The sequence below is a fragment of the Flaviramulus sp. BrNp1-15 genome, assembly GCF_022259695.1.
Taxonomy (GTDB): Bacteria; Bacteroidota; Bacteroidia; order Flavobacteriales; family Flavobacteriaceae; genus BrNp1-15.
In genome coordinates this window covers 1,031,699-1,051,174 of record NZ_CP092099.1, presented here as the reverse complement: position 1 = coordinate 1,051,174, position 19,476 = coordinate 1,031,699, and the positions used below count along the sequence as shown (strand labels likewise).

The following is a 19,476-nucleotide window of genomic DNA, read 5'->3' as shown; positions in this document are numbered from 1 at the left end:
TTATGGACTCTCTAATACATAAAATTCATCAACAATTGATGAACAAGGAAATAACTTGCACAGAGCTAGTGCAAGAAAAACTGAAAGCTCTAAAGCAAAACACTCATAATACAGTTAATAGTTTACTGGATACATTAGCTTTGGATTTAGCTACAAAAGTAGATAGCAAAATTGCTAACGGTGAAACTATTGGTTTATTAGAAGGCATTCCTTTTGGAATTAAGGATGTTTATATGCTACAAGGCACCTACACAACCGCAAGTTCAGATTTATTAAAAAATTACAAATCGGCTTATACTGCAACAGCTATTCAAAAATTACTTGATGCTGGAGCTATTCCATTAGTAAAAGAGAACTGCGATAGTTTTGGCCATGGTTCATCTAGTGAAAACACCATTTTTGGTGCTGTGAAAAATGCTATTGATCCTAATTTAGTTGCTGGAGGATCTAGTGGTGGTTCTGCTGTTAATGTTGCTAAAGATTATACAGTATTTTCTATTGGTGGCGATACTGGGGGTTCTGTGCGACAACCAGCTGGTTACAACCATGTTTATGGTTTAAAACCAACTTACGGCCGCATTTCTCGTTACGGACTAATGGCTTACGCATCGTCAACTGACTGTGTAGGTCCTATCGCAAAATCTATAGAAGACATTAGAATTGTATTAAATACCATGAGTGGTAAAGATGCAAAAGATCAAACTACTTATGCTTCTGAAAACATATCAGAAGAAAGTATTTCAAATACAAATAAAATTGAATCCGTAGGATATTTTAAAAATTTTATAGAAAGTGAAGCGATTGATGCTAAGATAAAATCTGATTTCTTAAACTCTTTAGAAAAAATAAAAGCCAAAGGTATTGAAGTAAAAGCTTTGGATTTCTTTGAATCTGAAACTTTAGTTTCAACTTACTATACACTTGCTATGGCAGAAACCGCCTCTAACTTATCACGTTTAGATGGCACAAACTATGGCGACAGAATTGAAGCTGAAAATTTAAAAGAAACTTACTCGGTAACACGTTCTGAAAATTTATCAGAAGAAACAAAACGTAGAATTGTTGGTGGAAACCAAGTGTTATCTCAAGGTTTTTCAGATGAAATCTATTTAAAAGGACTAGCTATCCGCGACCAGATTTCCGAAAATTTTGAAAACGACTTTAAAGAGGTTGATATCATTTTATCTCCTGTTACACCAAACAATCCGCCCAAGATTGGAGATAGTTTAAAAAACCCACTAGCCATGTATTTAAGTGATGCTTACACTGTTGGCTTCAGCTTAGGACAGTTACCAACATTAACAATACCACAAGGTACAGCAACAGGCTTACAAATTACAGCTGCAAAAAATAATGACGAACTCGTTTTGAAGTTTGCTAACTTCTTAAAAGATACGATATAATGGAATTGGAACAATTAAATGAGTTACTTAAAGCTCACGAATTAGAGTTAGTAATCGGTCTGGAAACCCATGTTCGATTAAACACCAAAACAAAATTATTCTGTTCTTGTCCAAATCAAGAAATAGAAACACCTAACCAAAATATTTGTTCGGTTTGTACAGGACAAATGGGTGTATTACCTGCTATAAACAAAGACGCTATTACCAAAGCCATTTACTTTGGAAAGGCCGTGAAATCTACTTTTGAAAACGAAGTGATTTCCTGGGATAGAAAACATTACGAATATCCAGACAATCCAAAGAATATTCAAATTACGCAGTTTCATAATCCTATTATACCAGATGGGCAAGTGTCGTGTTTTAGAAATGATGGCTCTCAGTTTACGGTTAATTTAACACAAGTACATATTGAGGAAGATGCCGCTAAATTAATGCACGAGAAAAAAATCTCGTTAGTTGATTTTAACAAAGCAGGCGTTCCATTAATTGAAATTGTTACCGAGCCTTGTATTCGCCACATTGAGGATGCATCAACCTATGCTCAGTATATTCAGCGTATTGTTCAAAATTTAGGAATATCTGAAGCAAACCTAGAAAAAGGCGAGTTTAAATCGGATGTTTCTGTGTCTTTACGTAAACGCAGAAGTTATGATTTAAACCCAAGAACAGAAATTAAAAACCTAAACTCTTTTAAGTTTATGGTTGATGCTTTAAAGGAAGAAGTTGAAAAACAACTCAACTATTTCTTAGAGCATAAAGAGTTTAGACCAGACCAAACTACGGTTTTATGGGATGCCGAGTTAAAGCAAACCAAAACGATGCGTAAAAAGGAATTTGAAGCAGATTATCGTTTTATCTCAGAACCTGATTTACCATTTGTAAGCATTAAAGATGTAGTAGAGTCTATTGATGTTGATGTAAGCACACTTCCATTTGCTGTAGAATCTATTTTAATAAAAGGTGGCGTTTTACCACAAGATGCTAAGTTTTTTACTGCCGATTCGTTACGCTCTGAAACCTTTATAGCTATAAATAATGTTATTAAAGACCCATCATTTGTTGCAAAAACATTAGTTAATAATATAGGTGCAGATGAGTATAGCGATATTCATAGAATTGAACACTTAATTGAAATTTTTCAACTTTTTAAAGAGGAAAAAATCACATCTGTATTAGTTCAAAACGCAATAACATCTTATTTAAAAGATAGAGACTTTAACTATAACCAGTATTTTGAAGACAATACCATTTCAGAATCTCAAATAAAAGAAGCTATCTCAAAAGTTATAGCAGAAAATAAAGCTATAGTTAACGACATAAAAGCAGGAAACCAAGGGAAAGCAGGTATTCTTGTTGGTAAAGTAATTGGCATTATTGGTAAAGGCGCTTCTGGAAAAGTAATTCGTGAAGGCATTTTAAGTCAATTAGCAACAAATACAACAACACCTTCTTCAACTGAAACCGTAAAAACAAAAGCAGAAAGTCAAACATCGGTAAAAAAAGAACAAGAAGAAGTTCTACCAGAAATTCCTATCATTATAAAAGATGAATACAGAACGCATTTAATTTCTGATATTTCAGATGATAGTATTTCTGAAAAAGTTACATTTTCTGGTTGGGTTTCAAGTGTTCGTGATCATGGTGAATTAATTTTTATTGATTTACGCGATTCTAGCACCGAAAAATTCCAAGTGCGATTAAGTAGAGAATCGTTCCCTAATTTAGACGAATTAGTAAAACTAAAACCAGAAACCGTAATTACCGTTACAGGTAACATTGTACAACGTAAAGAAGATGATTACAACCCCGCTTTACGAACCGGTAAAATAGAATTAGAAGCTTACGAACTGGAAATTTTAAACCTTTCTAAAACGCTTCCTTTTGAAATTAAACGTGCTACTAAAACGAATGAAAATGTTCGTTTTCAATATAAATTTTTAGATCACAGAAATGATGATGTTCGTCGTGTAATAGTTAATCGTCATAAAGTGATTAAAATGATGCGCGATATTTTAGATGAACAAGATTTCTTAGAAATTGAAACCCCAATTTTAAGTGCAGGAACCGATGAAGGCGCACGCGAATTTATTGTACCTACACGTAAACAAGCAGGCTCGTTTTATACCTTACCTCAAGCACCACAGCAATTTAAACAAATGTTGATGGTAAGTGGTTATGAGAAATATTTTCAAATAGCGCGTTGTTTTAGAGACGAAGATTCTCGTGGCGATCGTCAACCAGAATTCACACAATTAGATTTAGAAATGGCCTATGCCAGCATGCAGCAAATAATCGATTTAAACACCAATATGTTTAATGAAATTGTTGAAAAAATATATGGTAAAAAATGGATATTGCGTCCGTTTGAAGTAATTACCTATAAAGATGCTATGGATAAATATGGTTGTGACAGACCAGATTTACGTTTTGGTTTACAATTACAAGATATTACAGAAATTGTTAAAGAAACATCGTTCCAAGTATTTAGCAAACCAATTGATGATGGTGGTATTGTAAAATGTATTAAAGTTTCGGCTAAAGAGCAAGGAAGTAAACGTTTGTCTAAAGGTCAAATTGAAAAACTAACAGCTTTAGCACAACAACATGGTCTTGGTGGTTTAGCTTACATTATAGTTAATGAAAACGATTTACAATCGCCTATTATTAAGTTTTTAGGTGAAGATATTGCTTCTGGTATCATAAAGGAAACTAACGCACAAGTAGGAGACATTGTATTTTTCTCTGCCGCAGATTACGCAACAGCCAACAAAGCTTTAGATGCTGTTAGGCAGGAATTAGGCAAAATGCTTAAGTTAATTAACCCAAAAGAATTAAGACCAGCTTGGGTGATTGATTTCCCAATGTTTGAAAAAACCGATGAAGGTCGTTGGACATTTACTCACAATCCTTTCTCTATGCCAGCCATTTATGATATTGACAAGCATATGAATGGAAACGAGGATGAAATAGGCAGTATTATTGCCCAGCAATACGATTTAATATTAAATGGTTACGAAATTGGTGGCGGTTCTATTCGTGCACACAAACCAGAAATATTAGAAGCTACTTACAAAAATATGGGCTATAATAAAGAAGAGATGTTAAAAAGTGTGGGGACCATGTACAAAGCGTTCCATTATGGAGCACCACCACACGGCGGTATTGCTTGGGGTGTTGATAGATTGATGATGATTTTAGAGAAAAAAGCATCTATTAGAGAAGTGATGGCATTCCCAAAAACAGGAACAAGTGAAGACTTATTATTTGGAGCGCCTTCTATTTTATCTGATAAAAAAGTGGAAGAAATGAACGTAAAAGTGATGCGAAAGTAATAACTCTATGTTAGTTCAAGTAATGCCTAGATACGAGGTATTGTATCAAGAACTTCATTAACATATAACCAAATAAAAATCCCAACAAAATTGTTGGGATTTTTTTATATCATGATATAAATTATCTTTACAGTACAACGGTAATAAAAAGTATTGTTATCCTGTTCTATTTTTGGGTAACAGAATATAAGCTATTGTATAACATGTTACCAAACATTAAAAAGCACCTCATGAAAAAAAGGAAGATAATTGCATTATTACTTTTGATTATTGGAATTGGTTTAAGTATTGCCTTTATAACGAAGATTGAGTTTCCAGAAGGTTTCGAAGCATATTTTAAAAGAGAATATTATAACCAATTTGGTCCATTAGCAATAAGTGTTGAACTATTAATTGCAAGTTATTACTTATTTATTGGGCACAAAAAGACAAATTTCACTTTGGCCCTTTTTGGTTTTACTGCTTTGCTAGATCCCTTTTTTAATCAAATAGGGCTTTTCAATAGCATCTTACCTTTATATGGAACTATAATTTTATCGATTTGTGCTCTGTTATGCCTATGGCTAGCAATTGTAAACAAATTTAAATTAAAACCCTTATCTAATTTAGGAGTCATCTTTAGTATTATCCTTGGTGTTATTGTAGAATTATTCTTCAATTACCTATGATAAACGTTAGCCAACAATGTGTATAATTAATTGCTTTGGCAAGTGCCTATTTGGAAAATTCCTTTGGAATTTTCTCGGGTTCGTATTTGTTTTCTAAATTAGTTGCTTACACACACAACTAACCATACACAAACACGATGGAATACATTCGGCGAAAAGCTGACCAAAATAGCTACGCAACCTTTTAAGAAAAATAGCATCTTAAACGAAAAGGATCAAAATGAAATTTAAATTATATTTAATAGGGTTTTTATTATTTTTTAACGCTTGTGATAAAACAGATGAACCAATATTTGTAGACGAAAATTTGATAGCTGGAAAATGGGTTCTAACAGAAGCATATATTAGTGCAGGCGGACCTCAATATTGGATAGATATTGATAATGGAGAAGAAATCGAGTTTTTTGAAAACGGAACATTTTCTTCAAATAAATTTAGTGAATGTATTACTGGAAATTTTTCGATAGTAGAAAATAAATTACTTTTAAAATACAACTGTATTGGATTTACTTCAAATGCAGAAAATGAAGATGGTTTTATAACATATAAGTTAGAATTTTTCTCAGATTACTTTATCCTAACCCCTACTAGCGGAGCAATTTGTATTGAAGGTTGCAGTTCAAAATATCAAAAGAAAAAATAATTATTACCAACAACTTCTATAACAAATTACTCGTCACTACCTATTTATGCATACTCAGTAGATTTTTTTTTTCGGTTCTTAGTTGTATAAAAACACACAACTAATCTTATACAAGCACATTGAAACCCCAAAAAAATAAGTTTAGCTATAAACTTTAACATAAGCCTCCGACTTTTATAATTATTTTAAGACAATTTCCCGTTAACTTTAAGCAATTCTAAACTTAAAAATTTCAATATGAAAAAATCAACCTTATTAACAACCATTGCTTTTGCATTTATTATGCTTTTAACAGTAAATGTAAATGCTCAAAAATTTTCTGGAATAGACAAAAGTCCACTTGATATAGCTTACTATAAAACCGATAGAAATTCTCCACCAATGGTTAAAGTTATTTACAGCAGACCTCAACTTAAAGGAAGAGCATTAAGTAACCTTGCTCCTAATGGAAAAGTTTGGAGAACTGGTGCTAACGAAGCTACTGAAATTAAGTTTTATCAAGACACCAATTTTGGAGGTAAAACTGTAAAAGCTGGAACATATTCTTTATTTACTATTCCTGGAGAAACCGAATGGACTATTATTTTAAGTAACGATTTAGATGTTTGGGGAGCATATAGCTACAAAGAAGGCAACGATGTGTTGCGTGTAAAAGCACCTGTAAGTTCTGGAGATTCTGTTGAAGCATTTTCTATTGCTTTTGATGATGGAAAAATGCATTTAGCCTGGGGAACAACCAGAGTTTCTGTACCTGTTAGCAAATAATGAGATACTGATTACTATTACAAAATAATATGAAAGTCGTCATTGCGAGTGGAACGAAGCAATCTTTAAATTCCTAACTTAATTTGAAAGATTACTTCATCATCTTGATAACCATCAAGACGCTTCGTAATGACGGTTTTATTATGGAATATTCAAATACTTATGTGTTTGAAGAGATACTTTCCATTTTGGGTTTTTCATAACGTAATCTACAATTTCTGGAATCACTTTATCTCGTTTACTCCACTCGGGTTGTAAATATAAAATACAGTTTTTATTTACTTTAGCAGCCTGTTCTTCCGCGAAGCGAAAATCATCTTTATTATAAACAATTACTTTTAGCTCATCTGCCTTTTCATACACTTCTTTGGTTGGAAGTTTCATTTTTTTTGGTGATAAGCATATCCAATCCCAAGTGCCTGTTAATTTGTATGCACCCGATGTTTCAATATGCACTTGCAAACCTTCAGCTTTTAATTGAGATGTTAAACTTGTCATATCCCAAGTTAGAGGTTCGCCACCTGTTATAACAATAGTATCGCTATATTTTTTAGCGTTTTCAACAATTTTAGACGTCTCAGTAGGAGGATGTAAATTAGCATTCCAACTTTCCTTCACATCACACCAATGGCAACCCACATCGCATCCGCCAATACGCACAAAATAAGCCGCAGTTCCTTTGTGATAGCCTTCTCCTTGAATCGTATAAAACTCCTCCATTAAAGGCAACATTTCGCCTTTATCTACCAATATTTGTACATCTTTATTCATAACGTGCAAATATACATATTCCCATTACTTTTTCTTAGTATTTTGTATTTCAATTCAATTTAAGTAACTTGTACTTGATTAATTAATCTATGTATTTCTTTTCTCTCAATCTCTCAAAAAATGAAGCACATTCTCTATGTGGTAATTATGCTTTTTTGCATAAATTATCATAGCTATTCTCAAGTTGGTATAGGCACAACAAACCCAGATAACTCCTCTATTTTAGATATAGAATCTACTGACAAAGGCATTTTAATACCAAGGTTAACAACAGCACAAATTAACGCTATTACAAACCCAGCCGAAGGACTTTTGTTATTTAATTCTGATGAAAATGAGTTTGTTTTTAATTTTGGGGATAATGTTACACCTGATTGGAGCAAAATATCTCATAATAATTCAGTAAAATATAGTAATACTGATTTAACAACTAATATTAATACTGGTGCCTACACAAATATTCCAATTTTTGGCACTCAAAATTGGAATGATGATACAACACTCTACACTCAAGCGGGAAACACTCTAACTATTAACACTTCTGGACGATATAGAATTACAGTAAACATAGCATATCGAGTACCAACTATTGGCGGTAATACAGACCAAAGAGTTTCTGTTGAAGCACAAATTGCTGTTGGTGGAACTCCTACCGGAGCTATAGCTAACACAGGATATGTAAGACATGCAAACGGTCATTTAGAAGCCTCCCTTCATATTACAGAAATTTTTGAAATTACTGCACCACAAACCATTAGTGTGCAAACTACAAGAGGTGGAAATTCTGCGCCTACAGTATTTAGAAGTGCTGGCACTTCAAATATCTACATTGAAAAAATAAAATAATGCTTTAATCTGAAAGCATTTTTTTTGTTCCTTTTTTTTCCTGTATTTTTATGCAAAATATAAGGCATGAGTACTAAGGACACTTTTTTTAAATACATAACAGAAGGTAACGAAACGAAAGGCGACTTTATTCCTATTGGAGCAGCTATGTTAGATGGTGAAACTGTTACAGGAGCGCACGTTAAAATACCTTTAAAAACATTAAATAGACACGGATTAATTGCAGGAGCAACAGGTACCGGAAAAACAAAATCGCTTCAAGTATTAGCTGAAAACTTAAGTGATAAAGGTGTTCCTGTATTACTAATGGATATTAAAGGTGATTTAAGTGGTCTTGCACAACCAAGTCCGGGTCATCCAAAAATTGATGAACGCCATGAAAAAATAGGCATCCCTTTTGAAGCTAAACCTTTTCCTGTTGAAATTCTAACACTTTCTGAACAAGATGGTGTTAGGTTAAGAGCTACCGTAAGTGAATTTGGGCCCGTATTACTTTCAAGAATATTAGATTTATCTGAAACTCAATCTGGAATAGTTGCCGTTATTTTTCAATATTGTGATGATAACAAACTACCTATTCTAGACTTAAAAGATTTTAAAAAAATATTACAATATGCCACTCAAGAAGGTAAAGAAGAATTTGCAGAAGCTTATGGCAGAATTTCTACTGCTTCTACAGGTGCTATTTTACGTAAAGTTGTTGAGCTAGAACAACAAGGTGCTGATTTGTTTTTTGGAGAAACATCTTTTGATGTTCAAGATTTATTAAGGGTTGATGATGATGGTCGTGGTTATATTAATATCATCAGATTAACCGATATACAAGACAGACCTAAATTGTTTTCAACATTTATGTTGAGTCTTTTAGCAGAAATATATTCAACATTCCCAGAACAAGGTGATAGCGACAGACCAGAACTTGTTATGTTTATTGATGAGGCTCACTTAATTTTTGATGAAGCTTCAAAAGCCTTATTAAATCAAATTGAAAGTATTGTAAAGTTGATTCGAAGTAAAGGCGTAGGTTTATATTTTGTAACTCAAAACCCTACTGATGTTCCAGAAGCTGTACTAAGTCAATTAGGATTAAAAGTGCAACATGCATTACGAGCTTTTACCGCAAAAGATAGAAAAGCTATAAAACTAACCGCTCAAAACTATCCAGATTCTGAGTATTACGACACTACAGAAGTTTTAACCTCTTTAGGTATTGGTGAAGCTTTAGTTTCTGCTTTAGATGAAAAAGGTCGCCCTACTCCACTGGCTGCAACAATGATGCGTGCACCTATGAGTAGAATGGATGTTTTAACCGATATGGAATTAAACACCTTACTTTCTAAATCTAAATTGGTTAAGAAATACAACGAAACTATTGATAGAGAAAGCGCTTATGAATTACTTAACAAGAAAATTGAAGAAGCAGAGGCTGAAGAAGCAAAAGAAAAAGCACGAGAAGAACAAGAGGCATTAAAGAAAGCTGAATCTAAAAAAAGAACGACAAGTACTCGTAGAAAAAGCTCCAGAATGAACCCTGTTGTTAAAGTGCTAACTAGTGCCACTTTTATTAGAAGTGTTTTTGGTATTTTAACCAAAGTGATGAAAAAATAAGTTGGTAGAACCAACATATATTAATTAAATAATACAATTAATTTTAATGCGAAATTTATTTTTAGGCATTCTTGCCTTGACCCTTTTATTTACTAGTTGTAAAAAAGAACAAAACCCATTTGAAATTTCTAAACATCATGTTGGATTACTAACAGATTCCACTCAAGTTAAAGATTTGAAAACCATTTTTGCAAACGATTCTATTTTCAAATCCATAAGTGGCGATGAGTTTACTGGAAATACTAATGCTATAGACATTTATGAAAAAGGTGGTAAAAAACTATTATCTCTAACCCCAACACAAGCTTTAGACTCTACCGCTACTGTAGAAAGTGTTAGAATATTAGATGAGCGTTATAAAACAGATAAAAACATTTCAACAATTAGTACTTTTAAAGATATTCAAAGTCAATACAAAATAACCAGAATTAGCAATTTAATTAATTCAATAGTTATTACTGTTGATGATATTAATGCGAGTTTTACTATTGATAAAAAAGAATTACCTGCAAACTTAAGATTTGACATGAATTTAAAGTTTGAAGCGACTCATATTCCAGATGAGGCTAAGATTAAATACTTTTTTATAAACTGGAGTAACTAATAAAACTTAATGAATCCATTCTTATCAAAAATATTAATTGATCTAGCTCGAAAACGATTAGAGTCAAAACAAAAAACTAAAAAACCTGTTAGTAAAAAGGAAATTGTGCCTTTGGTAAGAGTTTTTCAAGTTGAATTATCTCATGCCATAAAAGAATATATTTATATAATAATTGGGGTGTTTTCGGCAGGATTTGGTTTAAAAGGTTTCTTATTACCTAATGATTTTATAGATGGTGGTGCCACAGGTATTTCTTTATTACTAGAGCATATAACATCTGTAAATTTAGGTATATTGTTAGTTTTAGTTAATTTGCCTTTTTTAATTCTCGCTTCTAGAACAATAGGCACTAAATTTGCCATTAAAAGTATTATTGCTATTACGTTTTTAGCTTTTGTAGTTCATTTTGTAGAGTACCCTATTATTACCGAAGACAAGTTACTTATAGCTGTTTTTGGTGGGTTCTTTTTAGGCTTTGGCATAGGCATGTCTATGCGAGGTGGTAGTGTAATTGATGGTACCGAAATTTTAGCTATTTACTTAGGTCGAAAATTATCACTCACCATAGGCGATGTACTATTTCTTATTAATATAATTATTTTCTCGTTAGGTGCTTATATTTTGTCTGTAGAAACAGCTCTTTATGCCATTTTAACGTATTTGGCTGCAGCAAAAACTGTAGATTTTGTAGTGGATGGTGTAGAAGAATATGTTGGCGTTACTATTATTTCTAACAAGCATGAAGATTTACGAATTATGTTAACCGAAAAATTAAGACGTGCTTGTACTATTTATGCAGGTAAAGGAGGTTTTGGCACTCAAGGAAAAAGCTATGACAAAGATATCATATACACTGTCGTAACACGTCTAGAACTAGCAAAACTTCAAACCGAAATTGACAAAATTGATAAAGATGCTTTTGTAATTATGGGTGTTGTGAAAGATTTAAAAGGTGGCATGATTAAAAGAAAACCTATGAAGGACCATTAATGATTGAAATTTATGAAGCCTAAAAAACATACGATACAAAACAATCCTTTTGTTGTACCAACAACAGATGGAAAAATTATAAAAGAACACTTTGGTTTAGCTTCAAATGGTAATTCTAAAATAAGTATTGCACACATGAAAGCGCCTGCAGGTTGGAGTGAACCTTTTCAAACCCCAGAATTTGACGAATACACGTTTATTATAAAAGGTAAAAAGCAGTTTATTATTGAAGGTGAAACCATTGTTTTAGAAGCAGGTCAGTCAATCAAAATTGAAAAAAACACCCGAGTACAATATTCCAATCCGTTTACCGAAGTATGTGAATATATAGCTATTTGCACACCAGCTTTTTCTATGGATTTAGTAAATAGAGAAGCTTAAATATGAACCAAAACCTATTAAAAAGCATTGGTTTTTCATTTAACCTTGTAAGCTTTATTTCGCCAAAATTAGCTGCTAAACTTGCCATATTATTATTCTCAAAACCTCAAAAAGGCAAATTAAAAGGCATTGATTCTGATTTTTTAAAATCTGCTAATAAAGAAGTAGTAAAGTATAATGATATTGCTATAATGTCTTACCATTGGAAAGGTAAAAAAGATACCATTTTATTGGCTCATGGTTGGGAAAGTAACTCTTACAGGTGGAAAGCTTTAATAGAGATTTTAATTAAATTAGATTATAATATTGTAACACTAGACGCACCTGCACATGGTAACACTACAGGAAAGTTATTTAATGCGATACTTTACTCAGAATGTATTAGTATTGTAGCAAAAAAAATTAACGCTAATATTATTATTGGACATTCGGTTGGAGGTATGGCTACCGTTTTTTTTCAACATAAATACCAATTACAATCTGTTAAAAAAATTGTGTTATTAGGAGCACCATCAAATTTTACGGGGGTTTTTAATAGGTACTCGAAAATGATGGGATACAATAAAAAAATTGTAACTGCTATGAACCAAAAAGTATTAAAAGAGTTCAATCATTTACCTGAATATTTTTCTTCAGCTAATTTTTCAAAAGATATAAAAGCAAACGTTTTAATTATACATGATAAGAATGACAAAATCATTCCATATAATGATGCTCTTGATTTTGAAAATCATCATACAAATTCTAAGTTAATTACAACTAAAGGTTATGGACACGGATTAAAATCTGATGTTGTTTACAATCATATTTTAGACTTCTTAAAGACATAAATATTGTATTTTTGAATTATGGCAGAAGCATTAAAACGTATTAATAAATTTTTAAGTGAAGTTGGATATTGCTCTCGCAGAGAAGCAGATAAACTTATTGATGCTGGAAGAGTGACCATAAATGGCGTTGTTCCAGAAATGGGAACTAAAATAGCACCTACAGATGTTGTTGCCGTTGATGGTAAAGAAATAAAAAATACAAAAGAATCTTTTGTTTATTTAGCCTTTAATAAACCTGTTGGTATTGTTTGTACCACAGACACTTCAGTAGAAAAAGACAATATTATTGATTTTATTAATTACCCGAAACGCATATTCCCAATAGGAAGATTAGATAAACCTAGTGAGGGATTAATACTTTTAACAGATGATGGCGATATTGTAAATAAAATTCTTCGTGCTAGCAACAATCATGAAAAGGAATACATTGTGACTGTAGACAAACCTATTTCGCAAACTTTTATAAATCGTATGTCTGGAGGTATTCCTCTTGAGGAATTAAAACAAACCACAAAAAAGTGTAAGGTAGAAAAACTAGGTACATACAAATTCAAGATAATACTAACTCAAGGGTTAAATAGACAGATTAGACGTATGTGTGATTATCTAAACTACGAAGTACAAACCCTAAAACGAGTTAGAATTATGAATATAAAGCTTGATGTACCTGTTGGCGAATACCGCGAATTCACTAAAGAGGAATTTGAAGATTTGAATAAACTTTTAAAAAATTCGTCAAAAAATCACATAAACACGAATAAGTCAAAACGTTAAAATTGCTGTTAATTTATTCATAAATAAACTAAAGGTCTTTTAGTTCTTCTTTAACTTTAAAAAAAGTTAATTATGAAACTAATAACCATACTTCTGTTTTTTATATCATTTTCTGCATTTGCGCAATATGATTACGAACCATCAAAAGAGTTTCCATTTGGGAGACCAAACCCAGAAGCACCAGAACAAATTAAAAATTATGAGGCTATAATTGGTGTATGCCATTGTAAATCTACTAGAAAAAAACAGGACGGAACTTGGACAGACCCTGTAGACATGACTTGGAAATTCAAGTATATATTAAATGGAACGGCTATTCAAGATGAAACTTTAAAGGCAGATGGAGCGCATTCAGGAAGTATTCGTCAATACGTTGCAGATAGTAGCAGATAGTATGTACATTGGTTTTCATCAAAAACGCCATCTACAATATTTCCTATTTGGGAAGGAAATAAAACAAAAGATGGAAACATAGTTTTGTACAAAGAACAAACTGCTCCAAACGGAACAGAAGGCTTTTATAGATTAACATTTTATGACATTAGCAAATCTGGTTACAAATGGGTTGGTGAATGGGTTGATAAATCTGAATCGGTAGTATTTCCAACTTGGAAAATAAACTGTACTCGAAACGAAAAATAAATACAGTTTAACTGTTTAAAAACTCACTTCGTGTTTCTGTTTGTTTTAACTAAATAAAAAGGTAAGTAAATCAATAAAAAATACGGGATAACTATTAATTGTGTAGTTAAAATGTAAAAAGGCCATTCACCAAAATAATCTAATAAAGAGGCTGATTTGGGTTTTTCATTTAAGTAAAAATAATTAGCTTCTAACGCGTAATTTACCGCGACCATAAAAAGCACATACAATTGTAATGCAAAAAAAGATTTAAAAACACTTTTTATAGTTGGTTTCATTTTAAAAACAATCGTAGCGTAGAGAATAATTATAATTATACCCAAATGAACAATCCAATATCTAAAATAATTGAAAGAAGGATAGTCACTTGAGATGTCTGGAGTTAAAACTGCTTGTGTAGTTCCTGCAATAATCCAAAACAATAAAATTTCATACATCCAATATTTTCTATAGTATGTAAAAATTGGAATTATTAATCCTAGGAAACTACAGAGGTATAAAGGTAAATCACTTTTTAAATTATAATTTCCAGAACTCGCTTTATAAAAATGAAATATTACCAGTGTTAATGATACAAATAAAGCAAAATAGTGAATCACTTTTTGTTGTTGACTTTCTATTAGTTTCCGTTTAGAAAACCTGAAAAAAAACACTGTAAATATAATAGCAAAAACAATTGGAACAATATGTTGAAGACTTCCAATGGTAACTCTATTTAATAAAAAAATTGCGTTATAAATTAAATAACTCATAACGCAATTTAGTTAATTCTTGTTTATTTACAAGTTATGTCTTTCTCTTGCAAGAAGTGTATTCTTAAGCAGCATAGCAATCGTCATTGGTCCTACTCCACCAGGTACTGGTGTAATGTAACTAGCTTTTTTGCTTACACTTTCAAAATGAACATCACCAGCAAGTCTGTAACCCGTTTTTTTGGTTTGATCTGGAACTCGAGTAATACCAACATCTATAACAACTACATCTTCTTTTACCATATCGCCAGTTAAAAATTCAGAAATCCCAATAGCTGCAACAATTATATCTGCTTTTAGTGTTATGTCTTTTAAATTTTTAGAACGACTGTGAACTACAGTTACAGTAGCATCACCAGCTTTTCTTTTTTGGCTCATTAAAATACTCATTGGACGACCTACAATATGGCTTCTACCCATAACCACAACATTTTTACCTGAAGTTTCTACTTGATAGCGCTCCAACAATTCCATAATTCCATATGGTGTAGCTGGTAAAAATGTAGGTAAGTCTAAAGCCATTTTACCTACGTTTGTTGGATGAAAACCATCAACATCTTTGTTAGGGTCTACAGCCATTAACACCTTTTGTTCGTCAATTTGATCTGGCAAAGGAAGTTGTACTATAAATCCATCTATGTCATCATCGGTATTTAAATCATGTATTTTAGATAGTAATTCTTCTTCTGATGTGTATTCTGGTAATTCTATAAGTGTAGATTTAAAACCTATTTTTTCACAGGCTTTTACTTTAGCATTAACGTAAGTCATACTTGCTCCGTCTGAACCTACTAAAATTGCTGCAAGATGTGGCACTTTTTCTCCTTTAGAGACTAATGCTTTTACATGTTCTGCAATTTCTTCTTTAATATCGTTACTTACTTTTTTACCGTCTAGAATTGTCATTTTAGGTTTTGGATTTTGGTAAAAATTACACTTTTAACTTTTAACTTTTAACTTTTAACTAAACTAACGCATATTTTTCATCATTTGCATCATCTTTTTACCGCCACCACCTTGCATCATCTTCATCATTTTGCTCATTTGGTTAAATTGCTTTAATAATTGATTAACCTCTTGAACTGAAGTACCTGAACCTTTTGCTACTCTCTTTTTTCTACTTGCATTAAGAACTGATGGATTTGTTCGTTCTTTAGGTGTCATGGAATGGATAATGGCCTCAATTCCTTTAAAAGCATCGTCATCAATATCAACATCTTTTAACATTTTTCCAGCGCCAGGAATCATACCCATAAGGTCTTTCATGTTCCCCATTTTCTTGATTTGCTGAATCTGCTTCAAGAAATCATCAAACCCAAATTGGTTTTTTGCTATTTTCTTTTGAAGTTTACGTGCTTCTTCTTCGTCAAACTGTTCTTGTGCTCTTTCTACTAACGATACAACATCACCCATACCCAAAATACGGTCTGCCATACGTGAAGGATAGAACACATCTATAGCTTCCATTTTTTCGCCTGTACCAATAAACTTAATAGGCTTATTTACAACAGATTTAATAGAAATTGCAGCACCTCCACGAGTATCACCATCCAGTTTTGTTAGTATAACACCATCAAAATTCAATACATCATTAAAGGCTTTTGCTGTATTAACAGCATCTTGCCCTGTCATAGAATCTACCACAAATAAAGTCTCTTGTGGTTGAATAGCTTTATGAATGTTTGAGATTTCGGTCATCATCACCTCATCAACAGCTAAACGACCAGCAGTATCTATAATTACAACATTAAAACCGTTTGCTTTAGCGTGTGCAATAGCAGCTTGAGATATAGCAACAGGATCGTTATTTCCTCTATCGCTAAAAACCTCAACACCTATTTGCTCTCCAACAACGTGTAATTGATCTATCGCAGCAGGACGATAAACATCACAAGCTACTAATAAAGGTTTTTTTGTTTTTTTAGTTTTAAGATAATTAGCAAGTTTACCAGAAAAAGTGGTTTTACCAGAACCTTGTAAACCCGACATTAAAATAACGCTTGGGTTTCCTGAAAGATTTATACCTTCGGCATCTCCACCCATAAGTTCGGTTAACTCATCTTTTACAATTTTAACCATTAATTGCCCCGGTTGTAACGTAGTTAATACGTTTTGACCAAGTGCTTTTTCTTTAACGGTATTTGTAAACTGTTTTGCTATTTTAAAGTTAACATCGGCATCTAGTAATGCTCTACGTACTTCTTTTAATGTTTCTGCTACATTTACTTCGGTAATACTTCCGTGTCCTTTTAGTACGTGTAAGGCTTTATCTAGTTTATCGCTTAAATTATTAAACATAATTTTCTATTAATTTTTTAAGTTCAGATTTATACTATAAATCGAGGTGCAAAAGTAAATAAATATTTTGTTTTTACCTTGAAGAGATTCCCGTTTTAACGGGAATGACAAATTATTGTTTCTTCGAAAAAACCGAAGAAAATATTTTAGTGTTAATGATTTGAAGTATATTATTGAAGTTATAATACACAAAGTGAATAAAAAAAGCTGCCAAAATTTAATTTGACAGCTTCTTAAAAGGAAACTTAATTTAATAACTAACCTAACCAATCGAAAAAAGGCGTTTCCTTTTCACCAAAAACATAATTATTCTTCTTTTTCTAGGACTAATATTCTTTCTACTTCTCCAGTTGAACTAAAATCTCTCAACTCGATTCTATTTGCAGTAACTTCTACTATTTTCCATCTATGGTTTAAGGTATCAAACGGTACATAATCGTTAAAATACAAACCTAAGTATAAGCCTTCGTTTCTGTAAGCTAACCAAGAACCACTAAACTCACTAAAGTTTGGATCTGTAATTTTTACTCTACCAGTTATTTGAAAATCTACAGTATACATGAAGTAGTTTTCTGTTTTGTTTTCATCTCCATCTTGGTACAATGCAACTTCCCACTCACCAGTAATTAAAACACCATCTATGTAAGTTAAATCGCCATCTACATCTACACAATGTCTATGTAAAATCATTTCATCATCTCTATTTCCTAGGTTTTCTAATTTAATCAATTCTGGTTGTAAGAAAGTAATTAACCATTCTAACTGTAAATTTGGTCTTCCTTCTAACTGAATTTGCAATACAAAACCTTCAGTATTATATTCTGCTATCTGATAAGTACCTTGTACAAATTCACCATTAACTCTAAGTTTTACAACATTGTCTGGAAAGAATTTTAACGGTGTTCCTATATAATCTATTTCATTATCTGCGCCATCTATTTTTAAACGTGCAACTCTCCAAAAACACTCTTGTAAATAGCTTTCAATACGCTCTTTGGTAATATCTAAAGCTAAATCACAGTTTTTCTTTAATATGATTTTATTACCACCTTCTTGATACAATTTAATTTTACCTGGAGCTAAATCGTATACAAACCATTCTAAAGTAAAGTCTACTAAAGTATCGAACTCTAATTTTATTAAAGCACCATTTGTTGTTACTCTTGTAGACCAAGTTCCTGTTAAAATATCACCTCCTCTAGCATATACTTTAACTACACCTTCTTCTTTAAATACCATAACATAGTCACGATATACTTCATTTAAATCATCTTCATTTCTTTCAAATTCGTAAACAACCCAAGGGCAAGTCATTAGTAATTCATCAAGATGTTCTTTGGTAAAATCATCATCTCCATAATCATTATCATCATCTTCATCACAAGCATCTTTTGCTTCTTTAATAATATTAGCTAATTCTATATTATTGTTGACTTCAATTTCTGAACCATCTGCTAAAACCATAGTTACAGGAAAATTGATACTAGCTAAAAGACCTGTTTCTTCTTTTATTCTTTTGATGAAATGATATAATTCTCTATCATTCTCAACAGTTATCACATCGATAATTTGAAAATCGGTATTGTAAACAGTAAAAGATATTGGGTATTTAAAGTCGATACATTCTATATCGTCATCTTCTTCATTTTCGTCTTTACATTGTTGAATTAACTCTTCTAATTGATCTCTGTTTTCTATAACAATTTCTTCATGATTAGATAGAATGATAGTTATAGGAAAAACAATATCCAACTCATCTTCATCATCTTCAAATTCATTAAAAATGGCTTCAATAACTTTAAAATCTTCTTCAGAATCAATAGTTATTTCTAAACCATTTACAATAACAGTTACTGGTAATTCTACAGATGTACAACTTGCTTTATCAATAATGTTATCTGCAGATCCATCTTTTGCAGATGTATAGAACATTAAAGATGTTAATTCAGATGATGCTGTAAGTGTAACTTCTTCATTTTCGTCAGGTGGAGTTATATCTATAACTTCGTCCTGACAAGATGTAAACATTAAAAGGGCAAAAAAAGGTAATAGTAATAGGGTTTTCAATTTAGTTTTCATGATAATTGATTTTGGGTTTAACATAGCTTTTTGATTATAAAACAGGATAACTTTAAAAATTCCTACCCTCTTTTTAGAAAAAATTTAAAA

At 31.9% G+C, this 19,476-nt stretch carries 19 protein-coding genes; 14 read left to right on the top strand and 5 right to left on the bottom strand.

Annotated features, from left to right (window positions below; genetic code table 11):
• Positions 1-2 precede the first annotated feature (2 nt).
• The 5 genes from MBM09_RS04720 (at position 3) to MBM09_RS04700 (ending at position 6,811) form a co-directional block, all read left to right on the top strand.
• Positions 3-1,403: an amidase family protein gene (locus MBM09_RS04720; RefSeq protein WP_238675698.1), complete on the top strand. Its 1,401-nt coding sequence runs from the start codon at positions 3-5 to the stop codon at positions 1,401-1,403.
• On the top strand, positions 1,403-4,735 hold the full coding sequence (gene gatB/aspS / locus MBM09_RS04715) for a bifunctional amidotransferase subunit GatB/aspartate--tRNA ligase AspS (protein WP_238675697.1): 3,333 nt from the start codon (positions 1,403-1,405) through the stop codon (positions 4,733-4,735). Before MBM09_RS04720 ends, gatB/aspS begins: the two co-directional genes overlap by 1 nt.
• A 230-nt stretch (positions 4,736-4,965) precedes the next feature.
• A complete protein-coding gene (locus MBM09_RS04710; RefSeq protein WP_238675696.1) occupies positions 4,966-5,403 on the top strand; it encodes a hypothetical protein in 438 nt (145 codons plus the stop codon).
• A 220-nt stretch (positions 5,404-5,623) separates the two neighbouring features.
• Complete coding sequence (locus MBM09_RS04705) at positions 5,624-6,046, top strand: hypothetical protein (RefSeq protein WP_238675695.1); 423 nt, start codon at positions 5,624-5,626, stop codon at positions 6,044-6,046.
• 237 nt (positions 6,047-6,283) lie between these two features.
• A complete protein-coding gene (locus MBM09_RS04700; protein ID WP_238675694.1) occupies positions 6,284-6,811 on the top strand; it encodes a DUF2911 domain-containing protein in 528 nt (175 codons plus the stop codon).
• A gap of 141 nt (positions 6,812-6,952) precedes the next feature.
• Here the strand turns inward: MBM09_RS04700 and MBM09_RS04695 are convergent, their stop codons facing one another.
• Complete coding sequence (locus MBM09_RS04695; RefSeq protein ID WP_238675693.1) at positions 6,953-7,582, bottom strand: 7-carboxy-7-deazaguanine synthase QueE; 630 nt, start codon at positions 7,580-7,582, stop codon at positions 6,953-6,955.
• 120 nt (positions 7,583-7,702) lie between these two features.
• Between MBM09_RS04695 and MBM09_RS04690 the strand changes: the two genes are divergently transcribed.
• From MBM09_RS04690 to MBM09_RS04650, 9 genes are all read left to right on the top strand, one after another.
• Positions 7,703-8,428 carry a hypothetical protein gene (locus MBM09_RS04690; RefSeq protein WP_238675692.1) on the top strand — a complete coding sequence of 242 codons (726 nt, stop codon included), beginning with the start codon at positions 7,703-7,705 and terminating at the stop codon, positions 8,426-8,428.
• Between the two features lie 66 nt (positions 8,429-8,494).
• Positions 8,495-10,036: a helicase HerA-like domain-containing protein gene (locus tag MBM09_RS04685; protein ID WP_238675691.1), complete on the top strand. Its 1,542-nt coding sequence runs from the start codon at positions 8,495-8,497 to the stop codon at positions 10,034-10,036.
• Positions 10,037-10,082: 46 nt separating this feature from the next.
• Entirely contained in the window at positions 10,083-10,640 is a 558-nt protein-coding gene (locus MBM09_RS04680) for a hypothetical protein (RefSeq protein WP_238675690.1), read from the top strand.
• Positions 10,641-10,649: 9 nt separating this feature from the next.
• Positions 10,650-11,630 (top strand): YitT family protein, encoded by a 981-nt coding sequence (locus MBM09_RS04675; RefSeq protein WP_238675689.1) that lies wholly within the window; start codon positions 10,650-10,652, stop codon positions 11,628-11,630.
• A gap of 12 nt (positions 11,631-11,642) precedes the next feature.
• Positions 11,643-12,011: a cupin domain-containing protein gene (locus tag MBM09_RS04670; protein WP_238675688.1), complete on the top strand. Its 369-nt coding sequence runs from the start codon at positions 11,643-11,645 to the stop codon at positions 12,009-12,011.
• Between the two features lie 2 nt (positions 12,012-12,013).
• A complete protein-coding gene (locus tag MBM09_RS04665; protein WP_238675687.1) occupies positions 12,014-12,841 on the top strand; it encodes an alpha/beta hydrolase in 828 nt (275 codons plus the stop codon).
• Between the two features lie 18 nt (positions 12,842-12,859).
• Positions 12,860-13,615, top strand: a complete 756-nt coding sequence (gene rluF, locus MBM09_RS04660; RefSeq protein ID WP_238675686.1) for a 23S rRNA pseudouridine(2604) synthase RluF — start codon at positions 12,860-12,862, stop codon at positions 13,613-13,615.
• Positions 13,616-13,687: 72 nt separating this feature from the next.
• The gene (locus MBM09_RS04655; RefSeq protein ID WP_238675685.1) at positions 13,688-14,008 is read left to right on the top strand and encodes a hypothetical protein; all 321 of its coding nucleotides are present in this window, start codon (positions 13,688-13,690) and stop codon (positions 14,006-14,008) included.
• An 84-nt stretch (positions 14,009-14,092) separates the two neighbouring features.
• Entirely contained in the window at positions 14,093-14,257 is a 165-nt protein-coding gene (locus MBM09_RS04650) for a hypothetical protein (protein ID WP_238675684.1), read from the top strand.
• Between the two features lie 23 nt (positions 14,258-14,280).
• On the opposite strand, the gene MBM09_RS04645 is transcribed toward MBM09_RS04650, so the two are convergent.
• From MBM09_RS04645 to MBM09_RS04630, 4 genes are all read right to left on the bottom strand, one after another.
• Entirely contained in the window at positions 14,281-15,009 is a 729-nt protein-coding gene (locus tag MBM09_RS04645; RefSeq protein ID WP_238675683.1) for a TIGR02206 family membrane protein, read from the bottom strand.
• 27 nt (positions 15,010-15,036) lie between these two features.
• Positions 15,037-15,915: a bifunctional methylenetetrahydrofolate dehydrogenase/methenyltetrahydrofolate cyclohydrolase FolD gene (folD, locus tag MBM09_RS04640; protein WP_238675682.1), complete on the bottom strand. Its 879-nt coding sequence runs from the start codon at positions 15,913-15,915 to the stop codon at positions 15,037-15,039.
• Positions 15,916-15,978: 63 nt separating this feature from the next.
• Positions 15,979-17,307, bottom strand: a complete 1,329-nt coding sequence (gene ffh, locus MBM09_RS04635) for a signal recognition particle protein (RefSeq protein WP_238675681.1) — start codon at positions 17,305-17,307, stop codon at positions 15,979-15,981.
• A gap of 306 nt (positions 17,308-17,613) precedes the next feature.
• A complete protein-coding gene (locus tag MBM09_RS04630) occupies positions 17,614-19,386 on the bottom strand; it encodes a hypothetical protein (RefSeq protein ID WP_238675680.1) in 1,773 nt (590 codons plus the stop codon).
• Positions 19,387-19,476 lie beyond the last annotated feature (90 nt).

Coding starts and splice junctions, on each gene's coding strand:
- MBM09_RS04720 (WP_238675698.1), top strand. CDS start 3: ATGGACTCTCTAATACATAAAATTCATCAACAATTGATGAACAAGGAA.
- gatB/aspS (WP_238675697.1), top strand. CDS start 1,403: ATGGAATTGGAACAATTAAATGAGTTACTTAAAGCTCACGAATTAGAG.
- MBM09_RS04710 (WP_238675696.1), top strand. CDS start 4,966: ATGAAAAAAAGGAAGATAATTGCATTATTACTTTTGATTATTGGAATT.
- MBM09_RS04705 (WP_238675695.1), top strand. CDS start 5,624: ATGAAATTTAAATTATATTTAATAGGGTTTTTATTATTTTTTAACGCT.
- MBM09_RS04700 (WP_238675694.1), top strand. CDS start 6,284: ATGAAAAAATCAACCTTATTAACAACCATTGCTTTTGCATTTATTATG.
- MBM09_RS04695 (WP_238675693.1), bottom strand. CDS start 7,582: ATGAATAAAGATGTACAAATATTGGTAGATAAAGGCGAAATGTTGCCT.
- MBM09_RS04690 (WP_238675692.1), top strand. CDS start 7,703: ATGAAGCACATTCTCTATGTGGTAATTATGCTTTTTTGCATAAATTAT.
- MBM09_RS04685 (WP_238675691.1), top strand. CDS start 8,495: ATGAGTACTAAGGACACTTTTTTTAAATACATAACAGAAGGTAACGAA.
- MBM09_RS04680 (WP_238675690.1), top strand. CDS start 10,083: ATGCGAAATTTATTTTTAGGCATTCTTGCCTTGACCCTTTTATTTACT.
- MBM09_RS04675 (WP_238675689.1), top strand. CDS start 10,650: ATGAATCCATTCTTATCAAAAATATTAATTGATCTAGCTCGAAAACGA.
- MBM09_RS04670 (WP_238675688.1), top strand. CDS start 11,643: ATGAAGCCTAAAAAACATACGATACAAAACAATCCTTTTGTTGTACCA.
- MBM09_RS04665 (WP_238675687.1), top strand. CDS start 12,014: ATGAACCAAAACCTATTAAAAAGCATTGGTTTTTCATTTAACCTTGTA.
- rluF (WP_238675686.1), top strand. CDS start 12,860: ATGGCAGAAGCATTAAAACGTATTAATAAATTTTTAAGTGAAGTTGGA.
- MBM09_RS04655 (WP_238675685.1), top strand. CDS start 13,688: ATGAAACTAATAACCATACTTCTGTTTTTTATATCATTTTCTGCATTT.
- MBM09_RS04645 (WP_238675683.1), bottom strand. CDS start 15,009: ATGAGTTATTTAATTTATAACGCAATTTTTTTATTAAATAGAGTTACC.
- folD (WP_238675682.1), bottom strand. CDS start 15,915: ATGACAATTCTAGACGGTAAAAAAGTAAGTAACGATATTAAAGAAGAA.
- ffh (WP_238675681.1), bottom strand. CDS start 17,307: ATGTTTAATAATTTAAGCGATAAACTAGATAAAGCCTTACACGTACTA.
- MBM09_RS04630 (WP_238675680.1), bottom strand. CDS start 19,386: ATGAAAACTAAATTGAAAACCCTATTACTATTACCTTTTTTTGCCCTT.